At 65.9% G+C, this 13,154-nt stretch carries 11 protein-coding genes; 5 read left to right on the plus strand and 6 right to left on the minus strand.

All coding sequences use genetic code 11. The features are described from left to right. Positions 1 to 9: 9 nt before the first annotated feature. Both AC06FB_RS17415 and ubiE read right to left on the minus strand, forming a co-directional pair. Complete coding sequence (locus AC06FB_RS17415) at positions 10 to 1,938, minus strand: M1 family metallopeptidase (RefSeq protein WP_111186200.1); 1,929 nt, start codon at positions 1,936 to 1,938, stop codon at positions 10 to 12. Positions 1,939 to 2,185: 247 nt separating this feature from the next. Then, positions 2,186 to 2,947, minus strand: a complete 762-nt coding sequence (ubiE, locus tag AC06FB_RS17420; RefSeq protein WP_053520441.1) for a bifunctional demethylmenaquinone methyltransferase/2-methoxy-6-polyprenyl-1,4-benzoquinol methylase UbiE — start codon at positions 2,945 to 2,947, stop codon at positions 2,186 to 2,188. 80 nt (positions 2,948 to 3,027) lie between these two features. On the opposite strand from ubiE, the gene AC06FB_RS17425 reads away from it, so the two are divergent. From AC06FB_RS17425 to AC06FB_RS17440, 4 genes are all read left to right on the plus strand, one after another. Then, positions 3,028 to 3,480 (plus strand): nucleoside deaminase, encoded by a 453-nt coding sequence (locus AC06FB_RS17425; protein WP_065175170.1) that lies wholly within the window; start codon positions 3,028 to 3,030, stop codon positions 3,478 to 3,480. Between the two features lie 197 nt (positions 3,481 to 3,677). Then, positions 3,678 to 3,938 carry a hypothetical protein gene (locus AC06FB_RS17430; RefSeq protein WP_193396466.1) on the plus strand — a complete coding sequence of 87 codons (261 nt, stop codon included), beginning with the start codon at positions 3,678 to 3,680 and terminating at the stop codon, positions 3,936 to 3,938. 74 nt (positions 3,939 to 4,012) lie between these two features. Then, on the plus strand, positions 4,013 to 4,339 hold the full coding sequence (locus AC06FB_RS17435; RefSeq protein WP_111186202.1) for a hypothetical protein: 327 nt from the start codon (positions 4,013 to 4,015) through the stop codon (positions 4,337 to 4,339). Between the two features lie 69 nt (positions 4,340 to 4,408). Then, the gene (locus AC06FB_RS17440; RefSeq protein WP_111186203.1) at positions 4,409 to 4,831 is read left to right on the plus strand and encodes a low affinity iron permease family protein; all 423 of its coding nucleotides are present in this window, start codon (positions 4,409 to 4,411) and stop codon (positions 4,829 to 4,831) included. A 204-nt stretch (positions 4,832 to 5,035) separates the two neighbouring features. On the opposite strand, the gene smeF is transcribed toward AC06FB_RS17440, so the two are convergent. The 3 genes from smeF to smeD all read right to left on the minus strand — a co-directional run bounded on the left by smeF (position 5,036) and on the right by smeD (position 10,835). After that, the gene (smeF, locus tag AC06FB_RS17445) at positions 5,036 to 6,421 is read right to left on the minus strand and encodes a multidrug efflux RND transporter outer membrane subunit SmeF (protein ID WP_164150669.1); all 1,386 of its coding nucleotides are present in this window, start codon (positions 6,419 to 6,421) and stop codon (positions 5,036 to 5,038) included. Positions 6,422 to 6,518: 97 nt separating this feature from the next. Further along, positions 6,519 to 9,641, minus strand: coding sequence for a multidrug efflux RND transporter permease subunit SmeE (gene smeE / locus AC06FB_RS17450; RefSeq protein WP_346480545.1), 3,123 nt, complete (start codon positions 9,639 to 9,641; stop codon positions 6,519 to 6,521). 12 nt (positions 9,642 to 9,653) lie between these two features. Further along, positions 9,654 to 10,835, minus strand: coding sequence for a multidrug efflux RND transporter periplasmic adaptor subunit SmeD (smeD, locus tag AC06FB_RS17455; RefSeq protein WP_065175174.1), 1,182 nt, complete (start codon positions 10,833 to 10,835; stop codon positions 9,654 to 9,656). Between the two features lie 221 nt (positions 10,836 to 11,056). Here smeD and AC06FB_RS17460 point away from each other — a divergent pair, with 221 nt between their 5' ends. Continuing rightward, positions 11,057 to 11,716, plus strand: a complete 660-nt coding sequence (locus tag AC06FB_RS17460) for a TetR family transcriptional regulator (protein ID WP_065175175.1) — start codon at positions 11,057 to 11,059, stop codon at positions 11,714 to 11,716. Positions 11,717 to 11,772: 56 nt separating this feature from the next. Here AC06FB_RS17460 and hslU read toward each other — a convergent pair whose 3' ends face one another. Next, positions 11,773 to 13,146, minus strand: a complete 1,374-nt coding sequence (gene hslU, locus AC06FB_RS17465) for an ATP-dependent protease ATPase subunit HslU (protein WP_053520175.1) — start codon at positions 13,144 to 13,146, stop codon at positions 11,773 to 11,775. Between the last annotated feature and the right edge of the window lie 8 nt (positions 13,147 to 13,154).

Genomic DNA, 13,154 nt, shown 5'->3' on the forward strand with positions numbered 1-13,154 from the left:
CGCTTGTTCTTACTTGGCTTCGGCCTTGGCCAGCATGTCCTGGACCGAGGCAGTGGTGATCGGATGGTAGCCCGGCTTGGCTTTCTCGAAGGCCTGCTTGGCCAGCTCCAGCCCCTTCGGCGTTTTCACCAGTTCGGCGTAGATCGGCAGGATCAGCTTGCGACGGCCGACACGCTCGATGAATGCCGCCGCGGCCTCATTGGCCGGCTCGTAGCCGCTGCGGATGGCCAGCGGATACCAGCGCATGGCGATCTCGCCATTCGGCGTGCCCGTGAAGTGGAAGGCCTTGTCCAGCGTGGCCAGCGTGTCCAGCGGCTGGGTCGTGCCCAGGCCGTCGATGAAGCGCACCCACTCCTGGGTGCTCCAGTCAGCGATGACCTGGCTGCTGGGCACGGTGCCTGCGCTGGTGAAGGCGATGCGCGCGGTATCGACGCTGCTGAAGTTGCGCGACTGCGCCTTGGCCGCGAACGCCGGGATGCCCGGCTCGTCCAGCCATGCCTTCAGTTCGGCTTCCGTCACTGCCGACGGGTTCTTCGGCAGCAGATTCTTCTTCAGGTACTCGACGAACTGGTCGGTATTCGCGCTCTGGAAGGCGTGGTCATCGAACCAGCCGCGCAGGAACGGATCGAAGGTCTCGCGGCCGAAGCGCTGTTCCAGGAACTCCAGGAACCAGGAACCCTTGACGTAGGCCACCTGGCTCAGGGCTTCATCGGGGTCACGCTCGTTCAGCGGCGGCAGCGCCAGCGCTTGGTCGGCGGGGCTCATGTCCTTCACTTCCGCCAGCAGATCGGTCTGGTCGATCTGCCGCTCCATTTCGGCCATCTCCTTGCCGTACAGGGCCTCGGTGATGCGGCCCTGGACGTAGGTGGTGAAGCCTTCGTTGAGCCAGATGTCCTTCCAGCTCGCGTTGGTCACCAGGTTGCCCGACCAGCTGTGCGCCAGTTCGTGGGCGACCAGCGAGACCAGCGACTTGTCGCCGACGATCACGGTCGGGGTGGCGAAGGTCAGGCGCGGGTTCTCCATGCCGCCGAACGGGAACGAGGGCGGCAGTACCAGCATGTCGTAACGGCCCCAGCGGTACTCGCCGTACAGCTTCTCGGCAGCACCAATCATCTTCTCGGTGTCCTCGAACTCCTTGGCCGCCTTGCCGACCATGGTCGGTTCGGCCCAGACGCCGGAGCGGCCGGAGATCGGCTCGAACACCAGATCGCCGGCGGCGATCGCCAGCAGGTAGGACGGGATCGGCTGCGGCATCTTGAAGGTGTAGTCACCATCACGCGCGGCCTTGGGGTCGTTGTCGGCGCTCATCAGCACCATGACGTCCGGGCGCGAGACCACGTGCGCGCTGTAGGTGAAGCGCACGCTCGGGGTGTCCTGCAGCGGCACCCAGGAACGGGCATGGATGGCCTGCGACTGGCTGAACATGAAGGGCAGCTTCTTGCCTTCGGTCATCGAGGGCGCCAGCCACTGCAGGCCCGAGGCGGTCGGCGCGGTGTGGTAGGTCACCTCGACCTTGGCCGGCTGCTGCGGGGCCTCGATGGTCAGCTTGCTGCCGAACACCTTGTCGGCCGCCGCCAGCTCGAACTTCAGCGGGCTGCGTGCGCCGTCGGCGGCAACGGCTTCGACCTTGGACACGGTCAGCTCGCGGGTGTCGAGCACCAGCTGCGTGGCGTCCTTCTGCTTCCATTCCAGGGTGTAGGTCGCGGTACCGCCGATCTGCTTCTGGTCGAAGTCCAGCTTCAGGTCCAGCGCGATGTCCTTGATGACGACCTTGTCCGGCTCGGCGTACGAGCTTTCGTCGTGGCTGCGGTTCTCGGCGTTCACGGGAGCGGCGGGGGCCTTTTCGGCAGTCGGGGCGGCGGCGGGCGCGGCCGCCTCCTGGGAGCAGCCGGCGGCCAGGGCCACGGCCAACGGAAGGAGCATCAGCGGATTGCGCATGAATCGGGACCGTTACGGGGAGCAAACCCCAATGGTACCTCCCTCCGGCCCCGCAGGCGTTGCGCGGTGCGGGGTAAGGCGGCCAAGGCCGATCCTGCGGCGGCGCCCTGGGTAGGTGCCAACCTTGGTTGGCACGGATCCATCAACGCATGTGGCAGGCCCGTGCCGACCAAGGTCGGCACCTACCAGAGCGGATGACCGCAGCGGCCGAGTGCCAACCAAGGTTGGCACCCACCAAGGGCAAGGCTTACAGCTTGTAGCCGGAGTGGATCGACACGATGCCGCCGGTCAGGTTCTTGTAGTGGCAGCGCTCGAAACCGGCCTCGCCCATCATGGCCTTCAGCTCGTCCTGCGGCGGATGCTTGCGGATGCTCTCGGCCAGGTACTGGTAGCTGTCCGAATCATTGGCGAACAGCTTGCCCAGCTTCGGCAGGATCTTGAACGAGTGGAAGTCGTAGATCGGCTTGAACCAGTCGGCGGTGACCTCGGAGAACTCCAGCACACGCGCCTGGCCGCCGACCTTGAGCACGCGGTACATCTCGCGCAGGCCGGCATCCTTGTCGGTCACGTTGCGCAGGCCGAAGGCGATGGTGACCAGGTCGAAGCTGTTGTCCGGGAACGGCAGGGCCTCGGCATTGCACTGGACGTAGTCCAGGCCCAGCACCAGGCCGCGGTTGGTGAGGCGATCACGGCCCACCGACAGCATGCCGGCATTGATGTCGCCCAGAACCACCGAACCTTCGGCGCCGACGCGCTCCTTCAGCAGGGCGGCAATGTCGCCAGTGCCCCCCGCGAGGTCAAGCACGCGGTCACCGGGCTTCACCTGCGCGGTCGCCACGTAGTAACGCTTCCACGCCCGGTGCACGCCCAGGCTCATCAGGTCGTTCATCAGGTCGTAGTTGCGCGCGACCGAGGTGAACACCTGCCCGACCAGCTTCTGCTTGTCCTTGGCGGCGACGTCGCGGAACCCGAAATGGGTGGTACCGGATTTGTAGGGGGATTCGCTCATGTCCCGATTATCGCACCGCCAGGGCCGCTGCGGGGGAACGGCGCCTTATCATGGCAGCCCATGACCTTCCGGAGCCCCGCATGATCACCACACCTGATTACCAGGCCCTGCTGCAGACCGCCATCGCCGAAGCCCGCCAGGGCCTGGCCGAGGGCGGCGTGCCGATCGGCGCGGCGCTGTACCACAACGACGGTCGCCTGCTCGGCTGCGGCCACAACCGCCGGGTGCAGGAAGGCGATCCCTCGGTGCACGGCGAGACCGACGCCTTCCGCAAGGCCGGGCGCCAGCGTCGCTACCGCGACACGATCATGGTGACCACCCTGGCCCCGTGCTGGTACTGCTCGGGACTGGTGCGCCAGTTCAACATCGGCACCGTGGTGGTCGGCGAGTCCCGCACGTTCCAGGGTGGCATCGACTGGCTGCGCGAAAACGGCGTCAATGTGATCGACCTCGACAGCCAGGAATGCGTCGACCTGCTCGGCGGCTTCATTGCGCAATATCCCGAGATCTGGAACGAAGATATTGGCGAATGAGTGCCGTGGACTGAACGCGGCGCGCGTTTAATGAACGCTTCATCCGCGGCAGGCCCTTGTGCAGTCAGCGTCTGCGGCGTTCGATGTGACGCGCTGCGCACTCCGTCGGCACACATGCACACGCTGCGGTAACACCCCATCGCTCCGGCACGCCTACGGTGGGGTTACCGGGGCCCCCTACCCCGGCGGAGCCAGCCATGTGCGCGCACGCTGCAAGCCCCACGCCCAATCTGATCCTTGACGGAATCCACGCCCGCCTGCGGGGCCAATATCGGTTGCATCGGCGCGGCGCCCTGTTCTGGACCGCTTATCAGAGCATGCAGCTGGAACTGGTGCGCGACCATCCACGCGACCACGTCCGCCTGTGCAACGCGATGGCGGACATCGCTGAAGACCTCGGCGTGGTCGAGCACGCCCAACTGATCGGCAATCGCAACGCTGTTTCCACATTGCGATGACACCGCTTCCACCGGTGATCAGGCAACACTGCGATTCCCCCCACTCCACGTCCACCTCAACCGATTGGATCGACATGCACACTGAAGTCCCCGCCATTCCCCCGGTCATCGACGTCGATGCGGAACTCGACCACTGGCGCCGCCAGCATGCCGACGGTGCGCTGCCTCATAATTCGTTCGGCTCCTACGTGCCCTGGATCAAGTTCGCCTGCGATTCGCTGATCACCCAGCCGCGCGCCAGCAACGCGCAGCGTGACGAGATGTTCCAGACCCAGTATGCGCTGCAGATCATGCCGCGGCTGAGCGAAGCACAGGCCCGCGAGTTCGTTGACCGCTGCTGGCAGCACGTCTACCAGGCCAGCCGCGTGCGCCTGCAGGACGCACCGCGGCTGCGCGCCTGAGCAGGCCTGCTGCACGCAGGCTGCACGGCCACGCGCCGATCATCACGTCATCCCAGCGGGACGACGACGATGAAAGCAAGAAACCTGTTCAATACCATCGCCAAGAAGGCCGCGGCCGCCACCGGCTCTCCGTGGACCTTTCTGGTCGCAGTAGCCATCGTGGTGGTGTGGGGCATCTCCGGCCCGGTGTTCGGCTTCAACGACACCTGGCAGCTGGTCATCAACACCGGCACCACCATCATCACCTTCCTGATGGTCTTCCTGATCCAGCACACGCAGAACGCCGATACCGCGGCGATGCAGATCAAGCTGGACGAACTGATCCGGGCCACCGCGGAAGCCAACAACGAGCTGCTGGATCTGGAAGAACTGGACGAGCAGCGGCTGGAAGAGATCCGCGCCGAGTATGAGCGGATGGCACGCGAAGCCGGCGACGCCCTGGCCCGTGTGCGGGCCTGCCACACGGTGCGCCGTGATGACGAAGCGGTGTAGCCCTGACGACCTGCGAACACCTGATCGAAGCGCCGCCGGGTATGACCCGGCGCTACCGTAATCCACGTCGGACCATGCCCGGCGAGCGCGTAGCGCGGCCTGCGTCAGGCCCTGCGAAGGCCTGATCGAAGCGCCGCCGGATATGACCTAGCGCTACCGCAATCCCACCGACAGGTAGCGCCGGGCCATGCCCGGCGCGTCCCGTCAGCTGCGTTCGTGCCAGCCGCCGCCCAGCACCTTGTACAGCGTGATGCGGTTGGCCTGCTGGGCCAGCTGCGCCTGCAGCCGCGTCTGCTGCGCGCTGTAGGCCGTACGACGCGCGTCGAGCAGACTGACGAAGCTGTCCAGGCCGGCGTCATAGCGCGCCTGCGACAGCCGGTTGGCCTGCTCGGCCGCGTCGACCAGACGCTGCTGCGCGCTGACCTGCTCATCCAGGCTGACGTTCATCGCCAGCGCATCCGCCGCTTCGCGGAAGCCGTTCTGGATCGCCTTCTCGTACTGCGCCAATGCGATATCACGATCTGCATTGGCGATGTCGAGATTGGCACGCAGACGGCCGCCCTGGAAGATCGGCAGGGTGATCTTCGGCAGGAAGCTCCACACGCGCGTCCCGCTGTCGAAGAGGTTCGACAGTTCATTCGATCCGCTGCCGATGCTGCCTGTCAGCGAAATGCTCGGGAAGAACGCTGCTCGGGCAGCGCCGATGTTGGCGTTGGCGGCCAGCAACTGGTGTTCGGCCGCCATGATGTCCGGGCGCAGCAGCAGCACGTCGCTGGGCAGGCCGGCCGGTGGTGGGGCCAGTGCCAGCAATTGCGGCTCGATGCCATCCGGCAGCAGAGCCGGGTCGACCTGGCCACCGGCCAGCAGCGCCAGGGCATTGCGGTCCTGCGCGAGCTGGCCGCGCAGGCGTGCGGCATCGGTGCGCGCGGTTTCGACCAGGGTACGGGTCTGGGTCAGTTCCAGTGCTGAACTGCCGCCACGTTCATGGCGTGCTTCTGCCAGGCGCAGCGAATCCTCATAGGTCTTCAGCGTCGCTTCGGCGATCTTCAGCTGCTGGCTGTCGGCGCCGTAGGTCAGCCACGCCGTTGCCGTCTCGGCCACCAGGCTCAGCTGTGCATTACGGCGGTTGGCGGCGATGGCAAAGTACTGCTGCAGGGCTGCTTCGCTGAGGTTGCGCACGCGGCCGAACAGGTCCAGCTCGAATTCGGCCACGCCGACGCCGGCAGTGAACTGCTCGGTGACTCCCGCATCCGTACCTGTGCGCTCCATCTGCCCGGTGATGGCCACACCCGGCACCCGGTCGGCGCGCTGCACCCGGTACTGGCCGCGTGCGCGCTCGACATTGAGCACGGCCACACGCAGGTCGCGGTTGTTGTCCAGCGCCTGGCCGATCACCTGCTGCAGGCGTGGATCGGTGAAGAAGTCACGCCAGCCCAGCGTGGCCACATCGGCAACCTGGCCCTGCGTGGCCTCTGCCGGCCACTGCGCAGGAATCGCCGGGGCAACGGCCGTGTCCTTCGGCGCGAGGGTGGAGCAGCCGGCGACCGTGAGCACGGCGGCCAGGGATACAGCAAGAGAAGAGAATTTCATGGCGACACCTTGGGGGTCACGGTGGTAGCGCCGGGCCGTTCCCGGCAGCTACGTGGTAAGGCATCCGCCGGGCATGGCCCGGCGCTGCCGGATTCCATCACTCGGCGGTCCTGCGTTTGAACACGCGCTGCACCACCACGAAGAACAGCGGCACGAAGAACACGCCCAGCGCGGTGCCGACGATCATGCCGCCCAGCACGCCGATGCCGATGGCCTGCTTGGCGCCGGAACCGGCACCGGTGGAGATCGCCAGCGGCACCACGCCCATGCCGAATGCAAGCGAGGTCATCACGATGGGACGCAGGCGATCGCGCACGGCATGCATGATCGATTCGATCAGGCCGGCCCCCTTCTCCAGGTTTTCCTTGGCGAACTCGACGATCAGGATCGCGTTCTTGCTGGTCAGGCCCACCGTGGTCAGCATTGCCACCTGGAAGTAGATGTCGCGCTCCAGGCCCTTGAAGGTGTTGGCCAGCACCGCGCCGAGGATACCCAGCGGGGCGGCCAGCAGCACGGCGGTCGGAACACTCCAGCTTTCGTACATCGCGGCCAGGCACAGGAACACGATCATCAGCGACAGCGTGTACAGCAGCGGGGTCTGCGAGCCGGCCTGGCGTTCCTGATAGGACATCGCGGTCCACTCGATGCCGAAGCCCGCCGGCAGCTGCTTGGCCAGCTGCTCGATCTCGGTCATGGCGTCACCGGAGGCGACTCCCGGGGCCGGTTCGCCCTGGATTTCCATTGCCGACACGCCGTTGTAGCGCTCCAGGCGCGGCGAGCCGTAGTCCCAGTGCTTGCTGGCGAAGGCGCTGAACGGAACCATCTCGCCCTTGTCGTTCTTCACCGACCAGAGATCGAAGTCCTCCGGCACCATGCGGAACGGCTGGTCGGCCTGCACGAACACGCGCTTGACGCGGCCACGATCGACGAAATCATCGATGTACGCGCTGCCCCATGCGGTGGCCAGGGTGGTATTGACCTGGGCGATCGACAGCCCCAGCGACGTTGCCTTGGCCACGTCGATGTCAATGCGGAACTGCGGCGTGTCTTCCTGTCCGTTCGGGCGGACGTTGGCCAGCTTCTTGCTGCCGGCCGCCAGGCCGAGCAGCTGGTCACGCGCGGCCACCAGTGCATCGTGGCCCTGGCCGCTGTTGTCCTTCAGGAAGAAGGTGTAGCCCGAAGCGGTACCCAGCTCCGGGATCGCCGGCGGCGGGAAGGCGAAGATGAAGGCGTCCTTGATCCCACCCAGCGCAGCCATGGCGCGGCCGGTGATCGGCATCACGCCGTTGTCGGCGTCACGCTCGCTCCAGTCCTTCAGCTTGACGAAGGCCATGCCCGCGTTCTGGCCCATGCCGGCGAAGCTGAAGCCCTGCACCGAGAACACCGACTCGACCGCCGCCTTCTCGTTCTCCAGGAAGTGGTTCTCCAGTGCCGCGATCGATTCCAGGGTACGTTCCTGGGTGGCGCCGACCGGGGCCTGCACCAGCGCCATCAGCACGCCCTGGTCTTCATTGGGCAGGAACGAGCTGGGCAGGCGCACGAACAGAACCGCCATCAGTACGAACAGCGCGGCGACGATGCCCATGAAACGCCACGGACGATTCAGGATGCCGCGTACACCACGCTGGTAGCTTTCGCTGGTGCGGTCGAAACCCCGGTTGAAGCCGTTGAAGAAGCGACCGGCCAGGCCGCGGTGGGCGACATGATGCTCGCCCTTCTTCAGCGGCTTGAGCAGGGTGGCGCACAGCGCCGGGGTCAGTACGATCGCGACCAGCACCGACAGCGCCATCGCCGAAACGATCGTGGCCGAGAACTGCCGGTAGATCACGCCGGTGGAGCCACTCATGAAGGCCATCGGCACGAAGACGGCCGACAGCACCAGGCCGATGCCGACCAGTGCACCGGTGATCTGGCCCATCGACTTGCGGGTGGCCTCCAGCGGCGACAGGCCCTCCTCGGACATGATGCGCTCGACGTTCTCCACCACCACGATGGCGTCGTCCACCAGCAGGCCGATCGCCAGCACCATCGCGAACATGGTCAGCATGTTCACCGAGAAGCCGAGCATCGCCAGTACGCCGAACGTGCCCAGCAGCACCACCGGCACGGCGATGGTCGGGATCAGGGTGGCGCGGAAGTTCTGCAGGAACAGGTACATCACCACGAACACCAGCACGATCGCTTCGATCAGGGTCTGCACGACGCCCTTGATCGACACGCGTACGAACGGCGTGGTGTCGTACGGAATCTCGGCCTTCAGGCCGGCCGGGAAGAAGTTCTTCAGGTCGTCCAGCGCAGCATCCACGCCGGCGGCGGTGTCGAGCGCATTGGCGCCGGTGGCCAGGGTGACGGCCAGGCCGCTGGCCGGCTGGCCGTTGTAGCGGGTGACGAAGTCGTAGGACTCCGCGCCCAGCTCGACGCGGGCGACATCACCCAGGCGCAGTTCGGCACCGTCCTGCGCGCCGCGCACGACGATGTTGCGGAACTGCTCCGGCGTCTGCAGGCGCGACTGCGCATTGATCGTGGCGTTGAGCTGCTGGCCCTTGACCGAGGGCGCGCCGCCCAGCTGGCCGATCGCCACCTGTGCGTTCTGTGCCTGGATCGCTGCGGTCACTTCCGGCACCGACAGGCCATAGGTATGCAGCTTGTTCGGGTCCAGCCAGATGCGCATGGCGTACTTGCCGCCGAAGACCTGGATGTTGCCCACGCCCGGGACTCGGCTCAGGCGATCGACGACATTGGAGCCGACGTAATCGGCGATGTCGTTGGCATCCATGCTGCCGTCTTCGGAGACGAAGGCGATCACGTTCAGGAAGCCCGAGCTGGACTTGGCCACGTTGATGCCCTGCCGCTGCACTTCCTGCGGCAGCAGCGGCATGGCCAGCTGCAGCTTGTTCTGCACCTGCACCTGCGCGATGTCGGGATTGGTACCGCTCTCGAAGGTCAGGGTGATGGTCGCCTGGCCGTTGGCCGAGCTGTTGGAGGAGAAGTAGATCAGGCCATCAAGCCCCTTCATGTTCTGCTCGATGATCTGCGTCACCGAGTCTTCGACCACTTTGGCCGAGGCACCCGGGTAGGTGGCGCTGATTTCCACCGCCGGCGGAGCGACGTTGGGATACATCGAGACCGGCAGCTTGAACAGGGCCAGGCCGCCGGCGAGCATGATGATGATGGCGATGACCCACGCGAAGATGGGTCGATCGATGAAAAAGCGTGCCATGGAATTCTCCGCTTACTTCGCGTCGCCGGCCGGAGCCGCAGGCGGGGCAGCGGCCGGCTTGGCCGGTGCGGCGCCCTTTTCGGTGGCGTTGACCGGCATGCCGGGGCCGATCTTCTGCAGGCCTTCGACGATGACCTTGTCGCCGGGCTTCAGGCCATCCTCGACCAGCCACTTGTCGCCGATGGTGCGGCTGACCTTGACCGGGCGGACTTCGACCTTGCTGTCCTTGCCGACCACCATCGCCGTGGTGTCACCCTTGGCATCGCGGGCGATGCCCTGCATCGGCACCAGCACCGCGTCGCTGCGCACGCCGCCACCGATCACTGCGCGCACGTACATGCCCGGCATCAGCAGGCCATCGGGGTTTTCCACCTTGACCCGCAGGCCGAAGCTGCCGGTGGCTGGATCGACGCTGACTTCGGAGAACTCCAGCGTGCCCTTGTGCTCGAAAGCGCTGCCGTCTTCCAGCAGGATGCTGACCGGCGTCTGCTGGTTGTCCTGCAGGCGGCCGGCGGCCAGCTCGCGGCGCAGCTGCAGCAGCTCGGCCGAGGACTGGGTGAGGTCGACATAGATCGGATCCAGCTGCTGCACCGTGGCCAGCGCGTCGGCCTGGCCGGCGTTCACCAGCGCACCCTGGGTGACGCTGGACTTGCCGATGCGGCCGCTGATGGGCGCGGTGATGCGGGCGTAGCCCAGCGTGACGTTGGCCGAATCCAGCGAAGCCCGTGCGGCGCCGACATCGGCCTCGGCCTGCTTCTGCGCGGCTACGGCGTTTTCCAGATCCTGCTGGCTGACCGCATCGACCTTGGCCAGCTCGGTGATGCGCTTGGCACTCAGGCGCGCGGCGTTGGCCGTGGCTTCGGCGCGGGCCAGCTGTGCGCGGGCACTGTTGGCCTGGGCGCGGTAGCTGGCGTCATCCAGCTGGTACAACGGCTCGCCGGCCTTGACCATGCCGCCCTCGGTAAACAGGCGCTTGGCCACGATGCCGCTGACCTGCGGACGGACTTCGGCCACCAGGAAGGCATTGGTCCGGCCCGGCAACTCGCGGGTCAGGCCCACGGTCTCGGACTTCAGCGTGACCACGCTGACCTGGCCGGGCCCCTGTTCGGGGGCCTGGGGTTCGCCGCCACAGGCGGCCACGGTCGTGGCGATGGCCAGCGACAGCGCAAAGGGACGGATTCGGCTCAGCAACATGGGGAAGGCTCTTGGAAGGAAGAATCTCAGCAGGCGCTGATACGTCGGACACCTCCCGGGAACGGGTTGAGGCCTCACGTACAACGCCCACCCGGGCAGGCATGGGTGCCGGAACAGGACAGCCATGCACACGACGGGAACGATGGAGGTGAAATATACATACATGCTTGTTTGTTTGTAAACAGGTACAATTCAGCCAGGTTTCACCCGTACTCGTACCCATGGCCCGCAAGACCAAAGAGGACACCCAGGCAACCCGGGAAGGCATCCTTGACGCCGCCGAAGCCTGCTTCCATGAACATGGCGTGGCCCGTACCACGCTGGAGATGATCGGTGCCCGCGCCGGCTATACCCGCGGCGCCGTGTACTGGCACTTCAAGAACAAGGGCGAGGTGCTGGCCGCGATCATCGAACGGGTGCACCTGCCTTTCATGCAGGAGCTGGAGCGCACCTCCACCGAGCAGCGCGATACGCCGGTGCATGATCTGCGCGCGGTGATGATCCATTCCTTCATCGAGCTGTCCGAAGACGAGCGCCTGCGCAAGACCATGGAGATCATGCTGCGCAGCGATGCGTCGGCCGACACCAAGGTGCTGACCGAACTCCAGCAGGCCGGTTTCCGCGACGCGCTGGACCGGATGGAGCGTGCGCTGCGACGCGCGCAGGCGCTGGGCCAGCTGCGCGAAGGCGCCGACCCGAAGATCGCCGCGCGCATGCTGCACGCGACCGTGCTGGGGGTGCTGCATGGCGCGATGGTCGAGCCGGATCTGATGGATCTCCAGCGCGACGGCATGCTCGCGCTGGACATGACCCTGGCCGCCTACGTGAAGGAAGGCGTGTTCGAGCCGGGCACCGTACCTGCGCCGTTGCCGGAGGCCTGAGCGCACAGGGGTCGGATCCCTCAAACAAGAAGGCCGCCTTTCGGCGGCCTTCTGCGTTACAGGATGTAGCGGCTCAGGTCCGGATCCTGCACCAGTTCACCCAGATGCGCATCGACGTAAGCGCTGTCGATGGCCAGGGTCTCGCCATCGCGGTCAGGCGCTTCGTAGCTGAGCGAATCCAGCAGGCGCTCCAGTACCGTATGCAGGCGGCGGGCACCGATGTTCTCCTGGCGCTCGTTCACCTGGAAGGCGATCTCGGCCAGGCGGTCGATGGCGTCGGCAGTGAAGCTGACCTTGACGCCTTCGGTGGCCAGCAGCGCTTCGTACTGCTTGGTCAGCGCCGCCTTCGGCTCGGTCAGGATGCGCACGAAATCACCCTTGCTCAGCGCGCCCAGTTCCACGCGGATCGGGAAACGACCCTGCAGCTCCGGAATCAGATCGCTCGGCTTGGCCAGATGGAAGGCACCGGAAGCGATGAACAGGATATGGTCGGTCTTGATCGTGCCGTACTTGGTCGACACGTTCGAGCCTTCCACCAGCGGCAGCAGATCGCGCTGCACGCCTTCACGCGAGACGTCGCCACCACCCACGTTGTCACCGCGCTTGGCAACCTTGTCGATCTCGTCGATGAAGACGATGCCATGCTGCTCGCAGGCTTCGATCGCCGCAGTGCGGATATCGTCCTCGTTGACCAGCTTGCCGGCTTCTTCCTCCAGCAGCAGCGGGCGTGCCGCCTTGATGGTCAAGGTGCGCTTGTGCGCCTTGGCACCACCGCCGAGATTGGCGAACATGGACTTCAGCTGCTGGCCCATCTCCTCCATGCCCGGCGGCGTCATGATGTCCATGCTGACGTTGGCGGCCAGATCCAGTTCAATCTCGCGCTCGTCCAGCTCACCATTGCGCAGCATCTTGCGGAACTTGATGCGGGTTTCGTTGTCCTGTGCCGACGGCTCGTTGCGCGCCACTTCCGGGTCGAAACCGATGCCGCCGCTGCGGCGTGGCAGCAGCGCATCGAGAATGCGGTCTTCGGCACGTTCTTCGGCCTGGGTGCGCACGCGCACCTTGGCCTGCTCGCGGTACAGCTTGACCGCGGTATCGGCCAGATCGCGGATGATCTGTTCGACGTCCTTGCCGACGTAGCCGACCTCGGTGAAACGGGTCGCTTCGACCTTCACGAACGGCGCATTGGCCAGCGTGGCCAGGCGACGCGCGATCTCGGTCTTGCCGACGCCGGTCGGGCCGATCATCAGGATGTTCTTCGGCATGACCTCGTTGCGCAGCTCGGCCGGCAGCTGCATGCGGCGCCAGCGGTTGCGCAGGGCGATGGCCACGGCGCGCTTGGCGTCATGCTGGCCAACGATGTGCCGGTCCAGTTCCTGCACGATCTCGCGCGGCGTCATGGTGGCGGAGGAAACTTCGATCTTCGACATGGATGGGC

The sequence above is a fragment of the Stenotrophomonas sp. Steno-C15 genome (assembly GCF_056393265.1).